21 protein-coding genes are annotated in these 22,119 nt (G+C 39.2%); 13 read left to right on the top strand and 8 right to left on the bottom strand.

The features are described 5' to 3' along the window. Window positions 1-85: 85 nt before the first annotated feature. From V2145_RS20035 to V2145_RS20020, 4 genes are all read right to left on the bottom strand, one after another. Window positions 86-1,498, bottom strand: coding sequence for a sodium:solute symporter (locus V2145_RS20035; protein ID WP_094911342.1), 1,413 nt, complete (start codon window positions 1,496-1,498; stop codon window positions 86-88). Window positions 1,499-1,557: 59 nt separating this feature from the next. Continuing rightward, entirely contained in the window at window positions 1,558-2,535 is a 978-nt protein-coding gene (gene speB / locus V2145_RS20030) for an agmatinase (protein ID WP_094911343.1), read from the bottom strand. A gap of 157 nt (window positions 2,536-2,692) precedes the next feature. Further along, window positions 2,693-4,102: a sigma-54 interaction domain-containing protein gene (locus tag V2145_RS20025; protein WP_330988195.1), complete on the bottom strand. Its 1,410-nt coding sequence runs from the start codon at window positions 4,100-4,102 to the stop codon at window positions 2,693-2,695. A gap of 110 nt (window positions 4,103-4,212) precedes the next feature. After that, window positions 4,213-4,809: a class I SAM-dependent DNA methyltransferase gene (locus V2145_RS20020; RefSeq protein WP_330988177.1), complete on the bottom strand. Its 597-nt coding sequence runs from the start codon at window positions 4,807-4,809 to the stop codon at window positions 4,213-4,215. Between the two features lie 160 nt (window positions 4,810-4,969). Here V2145_RS20020 and V2145_RS20015 point away from each other — a divergent pair, with 160 nt between their 5' ends. Beyond that, entirely contained in the window at window positions 4,970-6,022 is a 1,053-nt protein-coding gene (locus V2145_RS20015) for an aldose epimerase family protein (RefSeq protein ID WP_222582529.1), read from the top strand. A 46-nt stretch (window positions 6,023-6,068) separates the two neighbouring features. Here the strand turns inward: V2145_RS20015 and amyS are convergent, their stop codons facing one another. Then, entirely contained in the window at window positions 6,069-7,619 is a 1,551-nt protein-coding gene (gene amyS, locus V2145_RS20010; protein ID WP_330988176.1) for an alpha-amylase, read from the bottom strand. Window positions 7,620-7,829: 210 nt separating this feature from the next. After that, window positions 7,830-8,240 (bottom strand): pyridoxamine 5'-phosphate oxidase family protein, encoded by a 411-nt coding sequence (locus V2145_RS20005; protein ID WP_094911347.1) that lies wholly within the window; start codon window positions 8,238-8,240, stop codon window positions 7,830-7,832. A 202-nt stretch (window positions 8,241-8,442) separates the two neighbouring features. Here V2145_RS20005 and cax point away from each other — a divergent pair, with 202 nt between their 5' ends. Both cax and V2145_RS19995 read left to right on the top strand, forming a co-directional pair. Further along, window positions 8,443-9,495, top strand: coding sequence for a calcium/proton exchanger (gene cax, locus V2145_RS20000; RefSeq protein WP_094911348.1), 1,053 nt, complete (start codon window positions 8,443-8,445; stop codon window positions 9,493-9,495). Between the two features lie 130 nt (window positions 9,496-9,625). After that, the gene (locus V2145_RS19995) at window positions 9,626-10,438 is read left to right on the top strand and encodes a YfkD famly protein (protein ID WP_094911349.1); all 813 of its coding nucleotides are present in this window, start codon (window positions 9,626-9,628) and stop codon (window positions 10,436-10,438) included. 40 nt (window positions 10,439-10,478) lie between these two features. On the opposite strand, the gene yfkAB is transcribed toward V2145_RS19995, so the two are convergent. Beyond that, on the bottom strand, window positions 10,479-11,597 hold the full coding sequence (gene yfkAB, locus V2145_RS19990; RefSeq protein WP_210611233.1) for a radical SAM/CxCxxxxC motif protein YfkAB: 1,119 nt from the start codon (window positions 11,595-11,597) through the stop codon (window positions 10,479-10,481). 181 nt (window positions 11,598-11,778) lie between these two features. Here yfkAB and V2145_RS19985 point away from each other — a divergent pair, with 181 nt between their 5' ends. The 5 genes from V2145_RS19985 (at window position 11,779) to rlmD (ending at window position 16,866) form a co-directional block, all read left to right on the top strand. Beyond that, the gene (locus V2145_RS19985) at window positions 11,779-11,970 is read left to right on the top strand and encodes an SE1561 family protein (RefSeq protein WP_025908669.1); all 192 of its coding nucleotides are present in this window, start codon (window positions 11,779-11,781) and stop codon (window positions 11,968-11,970) included. A gap of 250 nt (window positions 11,971-12,220) precedes the next feature. Then, window positions 12,221-12,739: a YfiT family bacillithiol transferase gene (locus V2145_RS19980; RefSeq protein WP_330988175.1), complete on the top strand. Its 519-nt coding sequence runs from the start codon at window positions 12,221-12,223 to the stop codon at window positions 12,737-12,739. Between the two features lie 140 nt (window positions 12,740-12,879). After that, window positions 12,880-14,421, top strand: coding sequence for a fumarate hydratase (locus V2145_RS19975; RefSeq protein ID WP_094911352.1), 1,542 nt, complete (start codon window positions 12,880-12,882; stop codon window positions 14,419-14,421). A gap of 78 nt (window positions 14,422-14,499) precedes the next feature. After that, the gene (gene pdaA, locus V2145_RS19970; protein WP_094911353.1) at window positions 14,500-15,327 is read left to right on the top strand and encodes a delta-lactam-biosynthetic de-N-acetylase; all 828 of its coding nucleotides are present in this window, start codon (window positions 14,500-14,502) and stop codon (window positions 15,325-15,327) included. Between the two features lie 144 nt (window positions 15,328-15,471). Continuing rightward, entirely contained in the window at window positions 15,472-16,866 is a 1,395-nt protein-coding gene (gene rlmD, locus V2145_RS19965) for a 23S rRNA (uracil(1939)-C(5))-methyltransferase RlmD (RefSeq protein ID WP_076512869.1), read from the top strand. Between the two features lie 61 nt (window positions 16,867-16,927). Here rlmD and V2145_RS19960 read toward each other — a convergent pair whose 3' ends face one another. Then, on the bottom strand, window positions 16,928-17,140 hold the full coding sequence (locus V2145_RS19960; RefSeq protein ID WP_094911354.1) for a hypothetical protein: 213 nt from the start codon (window positions 17,138-17,140) through the stop codon (window positions 16,928-16,930). Window positions 17,141-17,272: 132 nt separating this feature from the next. Between V2145_RS19960 and V2145_RS19955 the strand changes: the two genes are divergently transcribed. The 5 genes from V2145_RS19955 to V2145_RS19930 all read left to right on the top strand — a co-directional run bounded on the left by V2145_RS19955 (window position 17,273) and on the right by V2145_RS19930 (window position 21,975). Further along, window positions 17,273-18,547 (top strand): MFS transporter, encoded by a 1,275-nt coding sequence (locus V2145_RS19955; protein ID WP_330988174.1) that lies wholly within the window; start codon window positions 17,273-17,275, stop codon window positions 18,545-18,547. A 137-nt stretch (window positions 18,548-18,684) separates the two neighbouring features. Continuing rightward, window positions 18,685-19,248: a DUF4256 domain-containing protein gene (locus V2145_RS19950; RefSeq protein WP_094911356.1), complete on the top strand. Its 564-nt coding sequence runs from the start codon at window positions 18,685-18,687 to the stop codon at window positions 19,246-19,248. Window positions 19,249-19,694: 446 nt separating this feature from the next. After that, the gene (locus V2145_RS19940) at window positions 19,695-20,957 is read left to right on the top strand and encodes a Y-family DNA polymerase (protein WP_311859637.1); all 1,263 of its coding nucleotides are present in this window, start codon (window positions 19,695-19,697) and stop codon (window positions 20,955-20,957) included. A 19-nt stretch (window positions 20,958-20,976) separates the two neighbouring features. Then, window positions 20,977-21,309: a YolD-like family protein gene (locus tag V2145_RS19935; RefSeq protein WP_131887206.1), complete on the top strand. Its 333-nt coding sequence runs from the start codon at window positions 20,977-20,979 to the stop codon at window positions 21,307-21,309. Window positions 21,310-21,438: 129 nt separating this feature from the next. Beyond that, window positions 21,439-21,975 carry a WGR domain-containing protein gene (locus V2145_RS19930; protein WP_330988173.1) on the top strand — a complete coding sequence of 179 codons (537 nt, stop codon included), beginning with the start codon at window positions 21,439-21,441 and terminating at the stop codon, window positions 21,973-21,975. Window positions 21,976-22,119: the final 144 nt, after the last annotated feature.

The raw sequence follows: 22,119 nt of genomic DNA, 5'->3' as shown, positions 1-22,119 counted from the left end.
TTAGCTATATGTTACTTCTACAAATAAAAAGGTAAGCCTTTTCATCAGCTTACCTTCTACTGTCCGGTAGATTTTATCTTTTTGTTTAAGAAACAGACTGTTTTTTTGGTAGCTTAGGATTAGTAGAGATTTGAGTTTGTTTACTAGTAAGTGAAATAGTAACAAAAGAAATAAAGCTCGTAATCAGTCCGTAAACGATAGGTTCGGTGGCTGTAATACCTTGAACAACCAGTCCGATTAAGATGACTGCTGCGCTTAATAGAATAGAGAAGAAAGCAGCTTTGGACGTTGCCTTTCTCCAGAAGAAGCCAAATACAATTGGAAAGAACAATGAACCAGATAGCACTGCGTACGCCACATCTAATGCGACAAGAACGTCTTGAATCCATACGGCAAAGATCATGGTCACAACACCGACAGCTAAGGTCGTAAAGCGAGATGCTTTTAAAAATATTTTTTCACTCATAGATGGGACAAGGGGCTTGATAATGTCATTGACAATTAAAGTAGAAGAGGCAAGTAGTGTTCCTGATGAAGTTGACATTAACGCAGATAATACGCTAGCAAGTACAATGCCTAAAATACCTGTTGGTAATGTTTCAAGAGCCATACTTGTAAAAGCTGTTTGTGGATCGTTTAAAGCAGGGATGGCTACAAAAGCACACATACCAATAATGCTAATAGCAATTGCGTAAAATAAACTATAAATACCAGCTCCTAAAGTCCCTAAACGTGCTACTTTTAATGTTCTTGCAGTAAACAACCGTTGCCAAATGTCCTGTGCCACCACCATTCCTAAGCAGAATAGTAGAAAGTATTGAAAAATTTCCATTCCGCCAATGCTACTAATACCAAAATAAGAAGTAGGGAGCTCTGTTTGCAAATTGCTCCAGCCGCCAGCTTTGGAAAGACTCATTGGTAACATAATAGCAAAAATTCCAATTGTCATAATAATGAATTGAACAATATCGGTCATTGTAACGGACCACATGCCCCCAAGAATAGTATAAGAAAGAGCAATAGTTCCTCCAATTATCATTGAAAACGTGAGATTCCATCCAAGAAGAACGTGGAGCACTGTTCCCATTCCAATTACTTGAGTTACTGATACCATCATTGCATAAATAGCCGCTACTAATGCGCTAATAACACCTGTTTGTGCATTATAGCGCTCTGTTAACATTTGACTAATTGTTAACACTTTTAACGAAAAAATCTTCTTTGAAAAAAAGATTCCCATGACGACTATTCCTAAACCAAGCATGGCAACTAGCCACAGTCCTGATAACCCAAATTCATAGCCAAGCCTAGCTGTTCCTATTGTGGATGCTCCTCCTAAAATCACGGCTGCTAAACATGCAAGATACATGGTAAACCCTAGGTTTCTGCCTGCTACGATATAATCTTCAGACGTTTTTGCTCGTCGAGAGCCTAAAATACCAACAAAGATTAACAGTAAAAAGTAAATAATAATAACCAAACCATCAACTGTATTCATCGATTCGCTCCTTTAGTAGAAGGAGAGAAGAAACTCTCTCCTTGGAATTAAGAATTCTATTATTCTACGGATTGAAGCTCTTTTTTTGTTTTGGTTTTTTTCGCTAATGCCACAAGCGTCACAAATTCATAAAGAATGTTAGCAGCAGCAGCTGCTGTAATGTCTCCATGATCGTAGGCTGGAAGTACTTCTACTAAATCAAAACCTACAAAAGATAAGCCTTCAAGCCCTCTTACAAATGCCAATGCATCATCAATCGAGGCGCCTGAAACCTCTGGGGTTCCTGTTCCTGGCGCAAATGAAGGATCAAGAAAGTCAATATCAAACGTTAAGAAAACAGGGCCTTCCTGTACACGAGTGTGAATCTTTTTAAGCATGGCTTCTACACCGTGTTTTTTATAATCATTTGTAGAGTACACGTCTAACCCTAAATTACGCGCATCTTCTAAATCTTCAGGTCCATACAAGCCGCCCCGCATTCCGATTTGCATGGAACGGGAGACGTCTATTAGACCTTCTTCAATAGCGCGGCGAAATACAGTACCATGATTATATTTTTTATCAAAGTAAGTATCCCATGTATCAGAGTGAGCATCGAATTGTAAAAGAGCTACAGGACCATGCTTTTTAGCAATTGCTCGTAATTCTCCAAGCGTAACTGAGTGATCACCGCCAATTGAAATAGGAATAATATCTTTATTAACAATCTCTGTAATTGCTTCTTCGATATTTACGTATGTCTCCTCAATATATCCCGGAACGACATTAATATCACCGTAGTCGATACCAGAGACATAATCAAAAATATTAATGTTTTGTTCTACGTTATACGGACGAAGTAAAATAGAAAAGTCTCTTACTGCTTGAGGACCGAAGCGGGCTCCAGTTCTAAATGATTGACCTGAATCAAACGGAATACCCGTAATGACAAAGTCCATATCATAATCAAGCTGTTCAATATAAGGTAAACGCATAAACGTACGTGGTCCACAAAAGCGAGGAGATTCAAATGAGTTTTTTGGTTCATACTTAGCCATCAGTAAATCGCTCCTTTAATTAAATAGATTGTCCTTTCTTTTTTATATTGCAAATACTGTGCCAAGTTTAAAAACCTTAAAAAAACCTTATGAACAGCATCTTGATGCTTAATCCATAAGGTTGATTTGATTCAAAAATGAATTTTTTATGGTAATTTTAATTCATTTTTGAATTAATTTGATATTTGTGTAAGCGTCTAACAACAGTTGCTTGACTCATTTCAAGCTCTTTAGCTATATCGTATGTAGTTTTATTTTCCTTGGCAGCTTTTAGTAAAAAGTGCTTTTCTACTTCAGCTAAGGCCTCTTTTAATGTTAGGTCTTGGTTTAGGTAAATCGAATTTTTATGCTGAACAGGTGTTTCAGATGTGTGAATACCATACGAGAAATTTTCATTTACATGAATGATATCAGTAGGAGAAGTGACTACGAGCCGTTCAACGAAGTTTTCCAATTCCCGTACATTCCCTGGCCAGTCATAACCACTTAAATAATCAATGGCTTTAGGATTAAATGACTTTTGAACATAATACTGCTCATTAAAACGATCTAAAAACATTTTTAGTAAGCTATAAATATCTTCTTTGCGTTCTCGAAGAGGTGGGATGGTAATAGGAATCACGTATAGGCGATAAAATAGATCTTCTCGGAACGTACCGTTTTTAACTTTTGCTTTTAGGTCTTGATTGGTAGCTACGACTAAACGAAAATCAATCTTTTTTGTCTTTCCTCCTCCAAGACGTGTAATTTGTTTTTCTTGGAGTACTTTTAGCAACTTAGTTTGAATATCAAGTGGAAGTTCGCCAACTTCGTCCAAAAAGAGAGTACCTTTATCAGCTTGTTCGATTAACCCTTTACGGCCTCTATGGTTAGCACCAGTAAAAGCACCGCTCTCATAACCAAACATTTCAGATTCAAATAAAGAGCTTGGAATAGCACCGCAGTTAACTTCAATAAAAGGACAAGCTTTTCGCTCACTGTTTTGATGCAAAGCGCGAGCAAAGACAGTTTTTCCTACACCGGATTCTCCTAAAAGAACGACATTAGCATCACTTGCAGCTACTCGCTCAGTAAGTTCCCAAACGTGCTGCATGTTCTTACTTTTAATTACCATGCCATTTCGAATTATTTCTTTTTCTTTGAGCTGTTGAATCTCAACTTCGTATTGCTTAAGTTGCTGTTGAAGATGTTCATAATCTTCTTTTAATCGTTTAAGCTCTGTTAAATCATGAGAGAAGCTAACAATTCGATACAGGATTCCTTTTTTATTAAAGATTGGGATGCCAGTTGCCATGATTAATCCACCGTCTTTGTTTCTTTGCATCAGCTGAACTTTCTTCTTTTTCTTTATAACGGCCAGCGTAACAGAAGGTGAGAATACCTGCTGTTTTTCAAGTTCGTAAGCAGATTTTCCGATAATAGAGTTAGAGTCGTATCCATAGATTTCTTTACAGTTCTTACTTGCTTTTAAAATAATTCCATCGCTATCAGCTATCACTATATTATCATTTGAAGCATCTAAAATAGCTTCCATTTCCATCATTAAGCTTTCATAGTGTTCAGACATCATTCACATACCCCTTTGTGGAATGGTTTTTATATAGAATTTTCAGTTTATTAAACTATTTTATATATCTTTTTAGGGAAATGGCAATGTCTTTGAAAGAAGTGAACTTATTACTTTAGACTGGTGGATAAAAACATTGAAGCATCTTGGTTCATGAAAATACGTTCACCGTAATGAAAAGTGTGAATTGTCGTTGATGAAAATCCAACGTCCAGCAACAATTCTTTTAGTTCGCTGTGAGAGAAGCCATTATGAACTTTTGGATGACTAATTTTCGGATTTTTATCAAAATCCACAATAATGAGCTTACCATTGTCATTTAGAAGAGTGAATAATTGTTGCAACACTTGCTTAGTGTCTGGAATATGAAGAAGAACAAGTGACATTAAAACAATATCTGCTTTAACGATAGGCACTTTTTGTGTGAAGTCTGCATAGAGCATTTTGGCATTTTGAATATCGTTATAGGCAATTTTACTTTTTGCAATATCGAGCATTTGCTCAGAGGAGTCTACTAATAAAACGGAATCGACTAAATCCGTTAGTTCTAAGCTGACAAGTCCCGTTCCGCTTCCGTAGTCCAGTAATGATTTTGATTGACTATCTTTTAACTGAGTTTTTACCTCTTTAACAATAACCTTAGCTAATTCTATTCGGTCCTCGGTATCATATCGTTTGGCCATTTGTTCAAATGGGTTATTTTCCATATTTACCTCCATCTTTTATAACGTTAGATTGTATTATAGCAAAAGAATAAGGGGCAATACATGTATCCGCTTTGGTCAAACTAGCAGGCGCTAAAAACCAATGATATACTTTCAATTATACTTACGCATTACATATACTAACGAAACAGAGGGGAAGCAGATGAACATTACACAACGCTTGTTTGGAGAACTACACGGTCAAGAAGTGATGGCATACACGATGACCAATGATAACAATATGTCCGTAACGTGTATTAGCTTAGGAGGCATCATTACTAAAATTCAGGTGCCAGATCAAGCTGGAAAGGTTGAAAACGTGGTACTAGGTTATGATTCGGTAGAAGACTATCTTCATAACACGGCTTACTTCGGGGCAATTGTCGGACGGGTAGCAGGAAGAATTCATCCAGCTAAAGTTGAAATTGATAATAAAACATATGAGCTTTCAAAAAATGAAGGGGAGAAGCATCTTCATGGTGGAGACAAAGCGTTTAGCCACGTCATTTGGAATGCTGAAGTGAAAGAAAATCAGGATGAGGTAAGCGTTACGTTTACATATAACAGCCCAGACGGTGAAAATGGCTATCCGGGTAATTTAAAAGTCAGCGTAATGTATACGCTTACGAATGAAAACAAGCTTAAAGTGTCATATCATGGAATTTCAGACCAAGATACGCTACTGAATATGACGAACCATACGTACTTTAACTTAAGTGGGAACGTCAAAAGAGACGTTTTAGAACATGAATTAATAATGAAGAGTGATGCTTTTTTAGAACTTAACGATTTTATGCTTCCTACAGGTGAAAAAATAAACGTAACGGACACTGCGTTTGATCTTAGAAAAGGGAAGAAGGTTCGAGCCGGTGTAGAATCTCAGCATCCTCAAAATGTGAAGGTTGGCAATGGTTACGATCACCCGTTTTTACTGAACGAGAATCAAAATGAAGAAATAACGGTGGTTGATCATGATAGTGGGCGTAAGCTTATTGTAGAAACAGACCAGCCATGCGTCGTGTTATATACGGCGAATATGCTTGAAAATACAGGAATGATTCGCGATGTGAGAAGTCGTGAGTACCTTGGCTTGTGTCTAGAGACGCAGAATTTACCAAACGCTATTCACCATCCAGAATTTCCATCCATTGTATTAGAAAAAAACAAAGTGTACTCTGCAAATACGACATATCAATTCGGAACAGTTGAGAGTTAACTAGTAAAAAGCTCTGCGGGATAATCGTTCACCGCAGAGCTTCTTTTTATTGCTGAACGTAAACAGATACAGATCCACCGTTTACTTGGAAATTCCCCCATCCATCTGCATTAATCGTAATCTTATCTGTGCGATTACCTGTGATATCGTACCAAACCTCACCGGCATTTTGCTTTCCAACATACATCCATTTAGACCCGCCAGGTCCATCTGTGACAAGAGTTGCGAGACCAGATTTTGCTTTTGTGCTGTCTCCTTCTCGCGTCCATCCAATTACGTCCCAATGGTCCATGTAGTTGTGCTGTGTACCGTAAGCGTAATCTTTACGAGCTTTTAATAGAGGCTCTATCTTTGTTTTTAAAGCTGGGATCTCATATGAACTGTTTCCTTTCGTGCCGTACATATCACCGTAAAATACGCTTGGATAACCTTCTGCTCTTGTTAAGATAAATGCGTAAGCTAGCGGTTTAAACCAAGGTTGTACAACAGATTCTAGGGATTGACCTGGTTGTGAATCATGATTTTCAACTAACGTTACGGCCTTTGTTGGGTGCGCAGCCACAACCGTTCCGTTTAATAAGTTTCTCATATCATAATTCCCGCCAGACTGAGACGCATAGTGGAAATTATAGTGAAGAGGTGCGTCAAAGACAGAATGGTTATAGTTTACCTTTGCTAGATAGTTGTTAATGGCATTCACATCGTTTTGCCAGTATTCCGCCACTGTAAACATTTCTTTTCCGGTTTTCGTACGAACATGATTGACCCAATCGCCTAGGTAAGAATGCTTAATATGTTTTACTGCGTCTAAGCGAAAGCCGTCTAAGCCAACTTCGTTTGCATACCATACGCCCCAATTCTTCATTTCGTTCGCAACATCTGGATGATCAAAATCAAGGTCAGCATACATTAAATAATCATAGTTGCCGTTTTCACTCGATACTTCCCAGTCCCATGCTTTTCCTGTTCCACGGAATTTAAAAATGCGGCTGGCATTTCGTGATTGATCCCAGTCCGTTCCGTCAAAATGATACCACTGCCATTTAAAGGGACTGTGTGTAGTCCCGCGACCTGGAAAGTTAAAGCCAGTCCATGCTTGGATGGTATATTCACCTGAAGTTTCCTGATTTCGGTTAGAAGGGTTTACTTCAACCGCTGTCACGTTTTCGGTATAGTCAGCGCCACCTTTATGATTCATAACGACATCTCCATACACTTGAATGCCGTTTGTTTTGAGAGTACTAACCGCTGATTTTAATTCTGCTTTTGTTCCATACTTTGTTCGAACCGTTCCTTTTTGATTGAATTCCCCTAAATCATAGAGATCATAAGCCCCGTATCCAACATCATTTTGGCTTGTACCTTTATAAGCAGGAGGTGTCCACACAGCCGAAACACCTACGCTTTTTAAGTATGCTGCATCGTTGCGCAATCGGTTCCAGTGTTGGCCATCATTAGGCACGTACCATTCAAAGTATTGCATCATCGTTCCGTTTTGAGCTGCTGCTTCCGCTTTATGATTCGGTGCAACCGTTGGCACAAAAATCAATAAAGCGAGAAGTAAACTAAACCATCTTCTTGACCATTTTGTTCTCACATTTCCATCCCCTTCACTTTTATGTAAGCGTTACCAAAAGAGAAATTAGAGATGAGCAATAAAAAATCCTTCTTTTTTTTCAAAAAAAAAGAAAGAAGGTTATCTAATTTTTTAAAAAAAGAAAAATTCATCAGCTTTATCGACTATATATAAAGCTACAAGCATAAAAAAGCTCAAACAAGAAATTTCTTGTTTGAGCTTCTTAAAGGATTACAACTCTTCTGGTTCACTACCTGCTTTTTCAAAATAGCGAATGTTTTCAGGTGTTAGCTGAAGAAGTACGTAGTTTGGATCGTCTGGGCTGTTAATCCATTCTTTTAAATGATCGTTCCAAAACTTTTCTTTTAACTCTTTGTTGTCTTCAATTAGAGCTTTGGCTTCAATTTCAACATACGGATCATTCCAGCCTTGGCCGTCGTAGCCGAGGAGAATATGAACGTATGGATTAGATTGAATGTCATCAACCTTATGTGCGTTTTTGTTTGTTGCTGTGTAAAGTACAAGGTCATCGTGAGAAAACATCATAAAGCGAGAATAGGGTTTGTTATTTTGGATTGTAGCAAGCGTACCAATCTTATAGTTATCTAAAATGGACAGTACTTTTTGTTTTACATCTGACATATGCTCAACTCCTTTTTTCATCTTTCTTACTTTTGCTAGTTTGGGCTTTTTTTAAACATTTTCTTAAAGAAGAATTTATTTTGTTCATAAAAAGTTTATTTTTTTAAAATAAAAGGGTAACAAGGGTAATGAATAAACAGGCGTTAGAAAGACGAAGCTTGTAGAGTGAATGGATTTAACTTAGAGAAGTAGGTGCATATGAATGAATCGAGTGTTTTTTATAATGGTACTCATTGGTGTTCCGCTATCGGTGATTGGGAATCTTCTGCACTGGTCGCAGGTTCTCATGTTTGCAGTGTTTTGCTTAACCATTATAGCTTTAGCAGCTTATATGGGTCGCGCCACAGAAAGTCTCGCTGTTGTCGCAGGACCGCGAATTGGAGGTTTATTAAACGCAACGTTTGGTAATGCCGTTGAACTTATCATTTCTATTTTCGCATTAAAAGCTGGATTGATAGGCGTTGTGTTGGCTTCATTAACAGGTTCTGTTTTAGGCAATCTGCTTCTTGTTGGCGGCTTATCTTTCTTTATTGGCGGATTGAAATTTAAGCGTCAGGAGTTCAACGTATACGATGCGCGTCATAACTCTGGTCTATTGATTTTCGCTGTAATCGTAGCATTTGTTATTCCAGAAGTATTTTCTCAAGGAATGAATGATCAAAAAACGATAGTCCTAAGCGTTGGTGTATCCATTACGTTAATCCTTCTATACTTAGCGGCATTACTCTTTAAGTTGGTGACTCATCGCGGGGTGTATCAGCATAAGAGCGAACAGGTGGAAGAACATGAAGAGCCAGAATGGTCAAAAGGCAGAGCAATTCTTGTTCTACTGCTTGCGACCGTCGCTGTTGCTTATGTGGCAGAAAGTTTAGTACATACAATTGAAACCGTTGCGCTTCGGTTTGGCTGGAGTGAGCTGTTCATCGGGGTTATTATCGTGGCCATTGTCGGAAACGCAGCGGAGCACGCATCTGCCATCATTATGGCTGTGAAAAATAAAATGGGTGTAGCCGTTGAGATTGCGATTGGCTCTACCCTTCAGGTAGCTATGTTTGTGGCCCCTGTATTGGTGTTAATCTCTTTACTGTTTGAGGAGCAAATGCCGCTTGTCTTTACGTGGCCAGAGCTTATTGCTATGGTAACAGCAGTCTTTGTTACTGTGGCCATCTCAAATGACGGAGATACGAACTGGTTTGAAGGTGCAATTTTATTAGGGGCATACATCATTATGGGAATTGGATTTTATTTAATTTAAGGAAAAGCCGAGCAGAAGAAGCGCTCGGCTTTTTTTGGTTATAATTTCCTTTGGTTAAAACAGGATAAAGAGCTATTCCTTTGAAAAAACTATGCGTACATCTATTCATGAGGTTGAAAGGAGCTCTTATATGCTACGTCAATTATCTATCGTAACGTTCGCTATTTTCTTGTCATTTTCAGGTTTGCATACAACAGAAGCGAAAAACAAGGAGACAAAAACACCAAGTACGGCTGTTCAAATTCCTAGCTCTACGCTTCATATTGCAAAGGAAAATACAAATCCAAATACGAGTCAAGATACGCCTTATCTACAGCCAAGTGAACTGTCTCAAGAATTACTTGAAACGTCCAATGTGCCAATTCAAAATCCAGATTTAATTCGTATCTTAAATGAAACATCCATTTCAAAGACACCGTGGGCAATTGGTTTTCGAGCAACAATTTATCTTGGCCAATGGCCGCTTAACTATGAATCTGAAGCAACAAGTGTGAATTGGCAGTATCAAAAAGTGAACACAAATCATTATGATAATCGTTCAGGGAAGTCTCAGCAGCAAATGCACTATAATCAAGAATCACAAAGCATTGTAAAAGGCGGTTTAACGTCTCGTATTAACGAAGCGGACCACGTGAAGCAAATGATGCTTTTAACCGCTTCAAAGAAAACAAACCTAACGTTATCATTCCAAACGATTATCGGTGCCGGTACCAAGAAAGATCAGGTATACAATATTGCACCTAAAAAGGTTGGGTATCTATACGCATATACACCGGCCGTTCATGAAAAAGGAAAAGTAACGTATGGTGAAGTGTATTTAACCATGAAAGGCAGCAAGCGCATGATTGTCGTTAAAAACGTAACGTCACAAGGAATTGGTGCTTGGATTCCGGTACAGGATTACGTGTCATTAAGCTTTGGTGCTTACGATCAGCCTCGTTAATCAAAAAGAAAACCTCTCCAGCCTACTGGAGAGGTTTTACTTATTTCGTAATCAATGCTTTGCGCGTTGAAAAATCCGTACCTTGATAGTAGCTGTTTTTTACCAAAATGTTTGGTCCAAGACAGGAAACGGCTGAGCAGTGACAGCTAAGTTCTTTTGAAATTGATGATTGCTGCCATGTGTCAAAAGCACTCTGTAGCTTTGTATCTTGAATGTTACCAAGCGGAGGCGTATCGCCAAAGTCGGTCACGATAATATCGCCATCAAAAATGTTCACGTTTAAGCGAGAACGGCCGTCTGGATCGTTCCGAACCGTTACGTTTTTGCTGCTGTATAAACGCTTTAACAACGCTTGGTCTTCTTCGTTATCATTACACGCATAGAACGGCAGCGTACCAAAAAGCATCCACACGTTTTCATCACGGATATCGAGCAAGTGGTGAATGGCGCTGCGCATGTCTTGTAATGACAATGTTTCAAGTGCGCTTGCAAAGTCACTTGGGTACATAGGGTGCACCTCATGTCTCTGACAAAGCATTTCATCAACGATTTGACGATGAATTTTTTCCATATGAGGAAGCGTACGTTTGTTGAGCATTGTTTCAGCTGATACCGTTACGCCAGCTTTTACGAGCGCACGGCTATTTTCAATCATGCGATCAAAATATTTAGCGCGCTGCTCGTATGTTGGTTTTCGGTCCATCATCGCAAAGCCAGCTTCAACAAAATCATCCATCGTTCCCCAGTTGTGTGAAATATGTAAAACATCAAGGTATGGAATAATAAGTTCATAACGTGCTAAATCAAGCGTTAAATTTGAATTAATCTGTGTACGAATGCCACGTTCATGCGCATACTTTAAAAGAGGCACTACGTAATTTTTGACAGATTTTAAAGACATCATCGGCTCGCCCCCTGTAATGCTTAGAGCGCGAAGAGTCGGTACTTCATCCAAACGCTTTAAAATCAAATCAAGAGGTAAAGCATTCGGATCTTTTGGCTGAAGTGTGTAGCCAACCGCACAGTGTTCACAGCGCATGTTACACAACGTTGTTGTTGTGAACTCGACGTTTGTTAAAGTTGGCTTTCCGTAATCTTTTATATCTAAATAAGCTTCCCACGGGTCATAAGACGGCGTGATCTTTTGTAAAGTGGTCATCACAAAAACTCCTTTTTTTCATTCAACGTGTTACCTAGCTTAAAAAGGACACTAGTGACTATTATGAAATCCAATGCTTTTAGTTGTCAAATGCAAAATCATTCGTTACGATAAAAGAAATTAGTTCTTTTACCAAGTAGAAAAGCGCATTTAAATTTATCATGAGAAGGTGTAGACAAGTATGGGAAATGCAGTACATGATTCAGAATCACAAGTTCGCTATCTAAAAGAACGTTTAAATATGTTTATGCAGGTGCTTGACTCAATTGAACCTGAAACAACAGAGCTTGAAGATATTGACCGTTTAATCACAATGATTGATGACCTTGAATTAAAGTGTGAGCAATTTAAAAAGAGCGACGATAATAAGTAAGAGAAAGCGAAAAGGCCAAAGAGTCTTTTCGCTTTCTTTATGGAGCTAAAATCTTTATATTTCATTATTAATTCGCTATGCTAAAAAGTGGAAGATATGAGTAGAAGATAAAAATGATTGAGAGTATGTGAACATGAACTTCGAGCACTATCTCTAGAGCGTATACAGAATTGGAATGAACGAGATATTTGACGATGTTAAAGAATGAGTATACTTACATAGTTTGATTAATGGTCAGGGGGAGAAACTTATGTTTAACCAATATCCAATTGGAGTATTAACAATTCAGCAGCCTATAACAAATGAACAAATTAAGAACTGGATTGTAGAAATTGATGAAGCACCTACTCAATTGAAAAGAGCGGTAGAAGGGCTTACAAAAGCCCAGTTAGCTACACCTTATCGAGAAGGCGGTTGGACGTTGCAACAAGTGGTACATCACATGGCTGATTCTCATTTAAATGCTTATATGCGCATAAAGCTTGGTTTGACAGAGAATAACCCTACAATACGTCCATACGACGAAAAAGCGTGGGCACTCTTATCAGATAGTGGTCTATCAATTGAGGTATCCATTGGACTCTTATCGTCTTTACATAAACGTTTAGTCACGCTGCTTCAATCTTTGACAGAAGGTGAATTAAAAAGAACCATTCGACATCCTGATAACGGCACAATGACCATTGCAGAAGTAATTGGAACCTATGCGTGGCATGGAAAACATCATATTGCACACATTACAACGCTGAGAAAACATAAGAACTGGTAGTCAGCTAATTCCAAGGAAAACCTTTCAGATTATAAGACAAGAGAGTATAATAAAAGTGAAATGAAGAACGGAAACGGCCGGCTCTTCTACAAATAAAAAAACGCTTACATTTATTTAGGGGACACGGGAGGAGATCTACAATGATTGAAGCTTTAAAAAAGAGTATGTACGATCTAATTGTTGAAACATCCACGAAGCTACCAAAGGATGTGCGACGTGCTATTGCAGCGGCAAAAGCAAAAGAAAATGCGGGTACGCGTGCAGCGATGTCACTTGCAACAATCACAAACAATATTAAAATGGCGGATGAAAACATCTCACCAATCTGTCAGGATACGGGGATGCCGACATTTAAAATTAAAACTCCAGTTGGCGTGAACCAAATTGAAATTAAAAAAGCGATCTATTGGGCAATTGAAGAGGCAACAAAAGACGGAAAGCTGCGCCCAAACTCCGTTGACTCGTTAACAGGAGCAAACAGCGGTGATAACTTAGGTGCAGGAACTCCGGTTATTAAGTTTGAACAGTGGGAAAATGATTATATTGACGCGCGCCTCATTTTAAAAGGCGGCGGCTGTGAAAACAAAAATATTCAGTACAGCTTGCCATGTGAGCTTGAAGGTCTAGGCCGTGCTGGTCGTGACTTAGACGGTATTCGAAAGTGCGTAATGCACTCTGTATACCAAGCCCAAGGCCAAGGCTGTAGCGCCGGCGTCATCGGCGTGGGCATCGGTGGCGACCGTACAACAGGCTATGAGCTAGCAAAGGAACAGCTTTTCAGAAGCTTAGATGATGAAAATCCAAATGAGCAGCTAAAAGAACTTGAGGAGTACGTGATGGAAAATGCTAATAAGCTTGGCATTGGTACAATGGGCTTTGGTGGCGAAACAACGCTTCTTGGGTGTAAAGTTGGCGTTATTAATCGTATTCCAGCAAGTTTCTTCGTATCGGTAGCTTATAACTGTTGGGCATACCGTCGCCTTGGCATTAAAATTGATGCAGCGACAGGTGACGTAACAGAATGGTTATACCAAGAAGGCGAAGAAATTGACTTCTCTGAACAAGCGGAGAAAGAAGAAGATAAAGTAGCGAATAAAACACGAGAAGTTGTTCTGCAAGCACCAATCACAGAAGAGCAAATTCGCGAATTAAAAGTAGGTGACGTGGTAACGATTAACGGCATGATGTATACAGGCCGTGACGCAATCCACAAACACTTAACAACGAATGACGCTCCGGTTGACTTAAACGGCCAAATTATTTATCACTGTGGTCCAGTTATGTTAAAAGATGATGCGGGCAACTGGAAAGTAGCTGCAGCAGGACCAACCACAAGTATTCGTGAAGAGCCTTACCAAGGTGATATTATGAAGAAGTTTGGTATTCGTGCTGTTATCGGTAAAGGCGGAATGGGGCCAAAAACCCTAGCAGCTCTACAAGAACACGGAGGCGTCTATCTAAACGCAATTGGCGGCGCAGCGCAGTACTACGCAGATTGCATTAAGAGCGTTGAAGGCGTTGATTTAATGCAGTTCGGTATTCCTGAAGCAATGTGGCATTTAAAAGTTGAAGGGTTCACAGCAGTTGTAACGATGGACTCTCATGGGAATAGCTTACATGCCGACGTTGATAAATCATCGCTTGAAAAGCTGGAGCAATTTAAAGAGCCTGTGTTTAAGTAATTGGTAAAAAGTAGCGAGCATACGTAAACGAAAAGGATGAATACTAAGCATAAACTGACCTTTGGAAAGGAGCACGTTATGCGTAGATTCATCCTTTTCCTCGTTGTTTTAGTAGGCGTAACGATTCCAGTTTCAGCACAAACCTATTCAAATAAACCAATTAGCTGGGGGTTTCAAAAAAGTAAAAATCACAAGCCGGCTGATGCAGGAGCTTCTCATGAAAAGCTATTAAAGAAATACGAAGCTTTTTACCTTGGTGATACAACCAAAAAAGAAATTTATCTTACGTTTGACAACGGCTATGAAAATGGCTACACAGCAGACGTTCTTGACGTGTTGAAAAAGCGTAAAGTACCGGCAACGTTCTTTGTGACAGGGCATTATCTAAAAGACCAGCCAAAGCTGATTAAACGAATGGTACGAGAAGGCCATATTGTTGGAAATCACTCTTGGCACCATCCGGACTTAACGCAAGTAAACGATAAGCGTTTTAAAGAAGAGCTGCAAAAAGTAGAAGATAAATACAAAGACATTACCGGACGAGACGATATGCAATATATTCGCTCACCCCGTGGCGTCTTTAGTGAACGTACGCTAGCTTTATCACAAGAGGAAGGCTATATTAACGTTTTTTGGTCACTGGCATTTGTGGATTGGATGACAAATGCACAAAAAGGCTGGCGCTATTCTTATGACAACATTATGGCTCAAATCCACCCGGGTGCTATCTTACTTCTTCATACCGTTTCAAAGGATAATGCAGAGGCGCTTGATAAAGCAATTCACGATCTTCAAGAAGAAGGATATACGTTCAAAAGCATTGATGATCTTGTGTTTGAGCGTGAAAAAGTAGCTCCAATTGAGAAAAAAGAACCTACCGATATGACAGAGCAAAAAACTCCTTAAAATCGACAAGAATCCTTGTCGGTTTTTTTGTCGTGAAAGTGTTATAATATGCCTTGGTTCTTTTTTAAGAAAAACATCATCGGTTTTATGAAAAGGTAAAACCGTGCATAAATAGAAACAGAAACTATAATCGGAGTTGTTAGAATGAATAAACCTAAACAAGAAATGAAGGTTCAAAAAGGACAAACCTTTCCGCTTACTATTAAGCGTCTTGGTATTAACGGTGAAGGAGTTGGATACTTCAAACGCCAAGTTGTCTTTGTTCCTGGTGCGTTGCCAGATGAAGAAGTAGTTGTTGAAGCAACGAACGTACAGCGTAACTTTGCGGAAGGTCGTATTAAGCGTATTCGCAAAAAATCACCACAGCGCGTTAACCCGCCCTGTCCCATCTATGAGCAGTGTGGAGGCTGCCAGCTTCAGCACTTGTCGTATGAAGGCCAGCTTGATTCAAAGCGTGACATTGTCTCACAAGCCTTTGAACGTCATAGCTCATTGAAAAACGTTGAGTCAAAAATCAAATCAACAATTGGTATGGAAGATCCGTGGCGTTATCGAAACAAGTCACAGTTTCAGGTTGGAATGGACAAGCAAAAAGTCATTGCCGGCCTATATGGAATCAATTCACATCGCTTAATTGACATTGAAAACTGTCCGATTCAACATCGCGCGACAAATCATGTGACAAAAGAAATGAAGCGTATTTTACAAGATTTAAAAATTCCTGTGTACGACGAGAAAAAGCGCGGTGGGGTTGTTCGTACAATTGTGACGCGCGTTGGATTTGAAACAGGTGAAGTGCAGCTTGTTTTAATTACGGCACAAAAAGATATTCCGCGTAAAGACTTACTATTAGAGGAAATCAAACGTTGTCTACCGGAAGTGAAATCTGTTGTTCAAAACGTAAACGGTCAAAAAACGTCGCTAATCTTTGGTGATGAAACGTTTACGCTAGCAGGCAAGCCAGTCATTCAAGAAACGTTAGGAGATATCTCATTTGAACTATCAGCTCGCGCTTTCTTCCAATTAAATCCTCAGCAAACCGTTAAGCTTTATGACGAAGTGAAAAAAGCAGCGGCGCTAACAGGAGAAGAAAAAATCGTTGATGCTTACTGTGGTGTTGGAACGATTGGTTTATGGTTAGCGGATGACGCCAAAGAAATCCGCGGAATGGATACAATTGAAGAATCAATTGTGGATGCGCGTAAAAATGCGAAAGATCACGGCTTTGAAAATGCCACATATGTAACAGGGCCAGCCGAGCAGTGGTTACCAAAATGGGTAAGTGAAGGCTGGAAGCCGGACGTTATCGTCGTGGATCCACCGCGTACGGGCTGTGACGAAAAGCTTTTAAAAGCAATTTTACAAGTGAAGCCGAAGAAAGTTGTTTACGTATCTTGTAACCCATCGACTCTTGCAAAAGACGTCCAAATTCTTTCAAAGTACTACAAAGTAAAAAACGTACAGCCAGTCGATATGTTCCCTCATACGGCTCACGTTGAGTCTGTGACGACATTGAAGTTGAAAAGTATGCATAAATAAGAATGTACTAAAGACCCAAACCTCGCGTGGTTATGTGCGATTTTTGGGTTTTTTTGTCTCTTTAACTTTCCTCATCAAGTTCCATTAGTTCTCTTTCAATAAGGAATACAGAAATTTCAAATGCATCTATACGTCGCCTAGCTAAAGTGATTTGCGATTTGTACCTGCTGGGAATTTCTTTTGCTTCTAGCGTTTTGACGGTTTCTCTGAGCTTATGTAAAGTTGAATCAATTTGACGTTTTGCTTCAACTAATTCAGATTTTGAGAATTCCACTGTAATACCTCCGTTGATTATTTTTTAGTAGTAAATGAGCTGCTTTTATTTTGTAAAGATATAGTATCATAGAAAGAGTAATTATTTGGTTTTTAATTATGTAAGGGACCATATTCTTGGAGAGGCGGTTCGATGATGACAAACACAAGTACTGCAAAAGAAATACATAGCTACGTGCTTTCGGAAGAAAAGCAACAAGCGCTCTATAAACGTATTTTATTCATTGTTAGTATCTCACAAATACTTGGTGGTGCAGGGCTCGCTGCAGGAGTGACGGTTGGTGCACTTATTGCCCAGCAGATGCTCGGAACAGAAGCTTATGCAGGAGTTCCTTCTGCGCTGTTAACTTTTGGATCGGCTGGAGCTGCGCTGCTAGTGGGCAGACTTTCACAACGATATGGACGGCGTATTGGGCTATCAACTGGCTTTTTCTTTGGTGGTATCGGTGCAGTTGGGGTCATATTGGCAGCTATTCTAAACAGTATTGTACTGTTATTTGCTTCGCTGCTAATATACGGAGCAGGCACAGCTACAAATCTGCAGGCTCGCTATGCGGGCACAGACTTAGCCAACAGCAAGCAGCGAGCCACAGCGATTAGTACGACAATGGTGTTTACGACATTCGGTGCCGTAGCGGGTCCTAACTTAGTAGGCGTGACGGGAGAATTTGCCCAGTCAATCGGGTTTCCATCTCTTACAGGTCCGTTCATGTTAGGAGCAGCTGCTTATCTTTTAGCTGGAATCTTCCTTTTTATCTTTCTTCGTCCAGAGCCATTAGTCATAGCAAGAGAAATAGAAATGATGAAGCAACATGATAAAAAGGAGGCTACGGCTTCAGCAGCGATGAAAGAAGATAAAAGAGGAATTGTAATTGGTGCCACAATTATGGTCATTACTCAAATCGTGATGGTTGCCATCATGACGATGACACCTGTTCATATGACTCACCACGGCCACGCCTTAGGAGCCGTTGGATTAGTAATTGGCTTTCATATTGGTGCTATGTACCTTCCGTCACTGTTTACTGGAATCCTTGTCGATAAGCTTGGACGCGTTCCGATGGCGATTGCTTCTGGAGCTACCTTGCTGTTAGCTGGATTAATCGCAGCACTAGCACCAGGAGAATCCATGTTTTTATTAGTCCTTGCCCTTGTTTTACTTGGATTAGGGTGGAATTTTGGCTTAATAAGCGGTACGGCACTAATTGTGGACTCTACGAGCATCTCTACACGAGCGAAAGTGCAGGGAACGGTTGATGTTTCCATTGCCTTATCAGGAGCTGCAGGTGGAGCTTTATCAGGAGTGATTGTAGCAGGTTCAAGCTTTCCCACGTTATCACTAGTTGGGGGGATGCTTTCGTTGTTATTGATTCCAGTTGTAGTGTGGCAGAGAAGAAGTAAACAGTAAATGCATTTGTGAAAAAATAATATTTGGGAAGGAAACCTTCTTACCGGTTAGAAAAATAAGCTAGTATAATAAATATGTTCGTCTTTACCTTTATTTTTTTATGAAGCTATTTCGAGAGTTGCCAAGGAGGCTTTAATATGACAAATAACGAAAAGCAGTTGTCATCTGAACAGAGTGAAGAAATTATTACAGTATTGAGAGAACGTTTTGAAAAAAATATAAATCGTCATCCAGAGCTTGAATGGAGCAAAGTAGAAGCAAAGCTCAAAACAAATCCTGAAAAACTCTGGTCCCTTCATGAAATGGAGCGAACTGGCGGCGAGCCAGATGTAATTGATTATGATACAGAGGATGTATACACGTTCTATGATTGTTCAGTAGAAAGTCCAAAAGGACGTCGAAGCGTTTGTTACGATCGTGAAGCGCTGGAATCAAGAAAGAAGCACAAGCCTGAAAATACGGCTATTGATATGGCTACGGATATGGGAATTGACCTTTTAACGGAAGAACAATATCGATATCTACAGGAGTTTGGAAGCTTCGATAATAAAACATCGAGTTGGGTACAAACACCAGCCCCTATTAGAAAGCGTGGTGGAGCTATCTTTTGTGATCGTCGCTACGACACAGTCTTTGTCTACCATAACGGAGCGGATTCTTACTATTCTTCCAGGGGCTTTCGAGGTCTATTAAAGGTTTAAACAATATTTATTTAACCCTAAATTCTTTGAGTTAGAGAGAGAATTTAGGGTTTTTTATTATGTTTCTTTTTTGTTTTAAAAAACAAGCCAAAAGCAATGTTTCTGTGTTTAGTAAGTATATGGAGAAAGGGTGAGTTTGGGAGCATAAAGAGATTGAACTTGACCCAATTGGGGTGGATTTAAAAGAGGGGAATGAATAGAAAATAGTAAAAAGAGCAGAGTTAATTCTGCTCTTTTTACTATATGAAAGCTAAACCTTTTCATAAACAGCTGGGGCTTGACCAGTGATTCTGCCATCCGGCTTTGTTAAGTCTGAAATCAGCTTCATTTCCGTTTGAGATAGTTCAAAATCAAAAATTTTATTAAAAATTTATTGATTAAAGAACAAATGTTCGTATATAATGAGAACGAATGTTCCTCACTTTTTCTTTTAAGGAGTTATTTTCATGGATTATGGTCAGTTACCGAACAGAGTCATTATTTGTATTGATATGAAAGCATTTTTTGCATCGGTTTCTTGCGTTATTAGGGGATTGAATCCATTGAAAGTAAAACTTGCTGTTGTGGGAGACACGAAGCGGCCTGGCTCAGTTGTTTTAGCAGCCACGCCCTTGTTAAAGAAAGAAGGAATCAAAACCGGCAGTCGGCTGTTTGACATTCCTAAAAGAAAAGACGTTTATGTGGTGAACCCATCTATGAAGCGCTATATCAAGGCTTCTAACTATATTTCAAGCTTGGTATTACAGTATGTAGCGCCTGAAGATTTTCATGCATACAGCATTGATGAATTGTTTATTGATGTGACAGCTTCTCTACATTTATTTGCCAAAACTCCTGAAGAATTAGCCCATCGAATACGTGATGAAATCTACCAAAAGACGAGGCTAACAGCCACTGCAGGAATAGGCCCCAACCTCTTATTAGCTAAAATCAGCTTGGACCATGAAGCGAAGAACAGCTCATCAGGTGTTGCCTATTGGCGCTATGAGGACGTTCCTATTAAACTATGGTCAATTCATCCATTGAAAAACTTCTGGGGGATTTCATCGGCTACGGAAAAACGATTACACCGTTTAGGCATTACGACTATAAAAGAGCTTGCGCTTTCTTCCAAAGAGATGTTGAAAAAAGAGTTTGGTGTTATGGGAGAAGAGCTTCACCAACATGCTAACGGAATTGATTTTAGCCGTATTTCTGACGTGTATGTTCCAAGCTCTCGTTCTTTTGGAAAGAGTCAAATTTTATTTCAAGACTATACAAGTCGAAAAGAAGTGGAACTTTTGCTATTGGAGCTGTTAGATGACGTCTGTTTTCGATTGCGTATGCACCAAGTGGTGGCTCAAACTGTTCATTTATCCATTGGCTACAGTAAGCAAAAAGGAGGATTTTCCAAGCAAAAGAAAATGATGCGGGCGTCAAACTTGACCCAAGATATCTTTCCATATTGTTTAACAATCTTACATACATTTGATAGTGGAATGCCTATTCGATCGATTGGTATTTCGCTATCAAAAACAAGCATTCAAAGAGAAGAGCAAATGAGCTTATTTGAAGATAGTGATCAGCGTGAAAGAGCCTACGCGCTTTCCAAAACGGTTGATGATATTCGGCTACGCTACGGAAAGAACAGTATTCTACGAGCTTCAAGCCATCTCGATCACTCAACAGCTCACTATCGAAATGGCCTCATTGGGGGGCATAAAGCATGATAAGAAAGAGGGAGATTTTATGCAAAATAGAGGAATGAAAAAATGGCGACCATTTGCAACAATGCCAGAGCAATATATAGGTATACAAAACATAATTAATAAACAATTAGAAGTTTCACAGCCAGTTTTAGCCGAAGATCAAATAGAGCACATGAACTTTACTTTAATTGAAGCATTACATGCAAATCGAAAAGTTTATCTTACATACTACAAGCAAGGGCATTATATAACGGAAACAGGATTCATTCAGTTTGTCGATTCATTGAGGGCCCTTTTTGTTTTTATTGACGATGCATTAGAAGCCAAACGTAAAATGAGATTAAGTGAGCTGATTGATGTACGGTTTGTGTGAAGCACGGTCACTTAACAACCTCATATTTTGTAAAGTAACAGTGACTATTTTAGTTTGTAATCAGAAAAAATAGTGAAAAAATTTTCAAAATACATAGTATAATTTACTTAACAAAAGTCATAGGGGGTAATGATTGTGATCAAAATGCTGAAAGAAGTAAACGGTGAGCTCCTTTATTGGGAAGTCTGGGAAGATGAGAAAACGTTATTGATTCACCATGGACGAGTTGGAGATGCAGGCGAGACTCAAGAAAAGAAACTATCGCGACTTCACAATGCAGAAAAGTTAATGGAAGGCCTAGCAGAAGCAAAAGTTGATGAAGGCTATGATTACATAGATGAAGATGAGCTTATCGAGCTGGTTGTACAGTATAGCTATGAAGATGGGGAAATGGAAGAAGTACTTGATAAGAGACATCACGTTGAGGATTTAATGAATGAATGCTTAGGGTGGACAGGTAATGGCTTCTGCGATGGTGGAGACATTGGAAGTGGCACAGCGAATATTGTAAACTATGTGATTGACCCCGAGAAAGCCACTCAAACTATTATCCAAGATCTTGAAAAGAACAACGTGCTTGAAGGCGCAAAGGTTGCCTATTTAGATGATGACAGCGATGAATACGTAGCGCTTTATCCAAAAGGAGCAGAGTTTGAATTAATTTAACATCGTTATTGATAAAAGGCATTTTGTTACTCCTTACATAAATAAATTTAGAAGAGTAGTAGTTACTCTTCTTTTTCTAGTTTTATCAAAAAGGACTTTCTATGAACATACTGAACTACTAAATAAGACAATTTATTAAAAAGA

This window comes from Priestia sp. GS2 (assembly GCF_036409025.1).
Lineage (GTDB): Bacteria > Bacillota > Bacilli > Bacillales > Bacillaceae_H > Priestia > Priestia aryabhattai_A.
Note: the sequence above shows the minus strand (reverse complement) of the source record. Positions and strands in the feature narration are given on the sequence as shown.

Excerpts from the sequence above, each read along its gene's own strand:
- pdaA (WP_094911353.1), top strand. The coding sequence starts at position 14,500 with ATGCGTAGATTCATCCTTTTCCTCGTTGTTTTAGTAGGCGTAACGATT.
- V2145_RS20025 (WP_330988195.1), bottom strand. The coding sequence starts at position 4,102 with ATGTCTGAACACTATGAAAGCTTAATGATGGAAATGGAAGCTATTTTA.
- V2145_RS19975 (WP_094911352.1), top strand. The coding sequence starts at position 12,880 with ATGATTGAAGCTTTAAAAAAGAGTATGTACGATCTAATTGTTGAAACA.
- V2145_RS20035 (WP_094911342.1), bottom strand. The coding sequence starts at position 1,498 with ATGAATACAGTTGATGGTTTGGTTATTATTATTTACTTTTTACTGTTA.
- V2145_RS19995 (WP_094911349.1), top strand. The coding sequence starts at position 9,626 with ATGCTACGTCAATTATCTATCGTAACGTTCGCTATTTTCTTGTCATTT.
- cax (WP_094911348.1), top strand. The coding sequence starts at position 8,443 with ATGAATCGAGTGTTTTTTATAATGGTACTCATTGGTGTTCCGCTATCG.
- V2145_RS19980 (WP_330988175.1), top strand. The coding sequence starts at position 12,221 with ATGTTTAACCAATATCCAATTGGAGTATTAACAATTCAGCAGCCTATA.
- yfkAB (WP_210611233.1), bottom strand. The coding sequence starts at position 11,597 with ATGACCACTTTACAAAAGATCACGCCGTCTTATGACCCGTGGGAAGCT.
- V2145_RS19935 (WP_131887206.1), top strand. The coding sequence starts at position 20,977 with ATGCAAAATAGAGGAATGAAAAAATGGCGACCATTTGCAACAATGCCA.
- V2145_RS19950 (WP_094911356.1), top strand. The coding sequence starts at position 18,685 with ATGACAAATAACGAAAAGCAGTTGTCATCTGAACAGAGTGAAGAAATT.
- V2145_RS19955 (WP_330988174.1), top strand. The coding sequence starts at position 17,273 with ATGATGACAAACACAAGTACTGCAAAAGAAATACATAGCTACGTGCTT.
- V2145_RS19985 (WP_025908669.1), top strand. The coding sequence starts at position 11,779 with ATGGGAAATGCAGTACATGATTCAGAATCACAAGTTCGCTATCTAAAA.
- V2145_RS19930 (WP_330988173.1), top strand. The coding sequence starts at position 21,439 with ATGATTGTGATCAAAATGCTGAAAGAAGTAAACGGTGAGCTCCTTTAT.
- speB (WP_094911343.1), bottom strand. The coding sequence starts at position 2,535 with ATGGCTAAGTATGAACCAAAAAACTCATTTGAATCTCCTCGCTTTTGT.
- V2145_RS20020 (WP_330988177.1), bottom strand. The coding sequence starts at position 4,809 with ATGGAAAATAACCCATTTGAACAAATGGCCAAACGATATGATACCGAG.
- rlmD (WP_076512869.1), top strand. The coding sequence starts at position 15,472 with ATGAATAAACCTAAACAAGAAATGAAGGTTCAAAAAGGACAAACCTTT.
- V2145_RS20015 (WP_222582529.1), top strand. The coding sequence starts at position 4,970 with ATGAACATTACACAACGCTTGTTTGGAGAACTACACGGTCAAGAAGTG.
- V2145_RS20005 (WP_094911347.1), bottom strand. The coding sequence starts at position 8,240 with ATGTCAGATGTAAAACAAAAAGTACTGTCCATTTTAGATAACTATAAG.
- V2145_RS19940 (WP_311859637.1), top strand. The coding sequence starts at position 19,695 with ATGGATTATGGTCAGTTACCGAACAGAGTCATTATTTGTATTGATATG.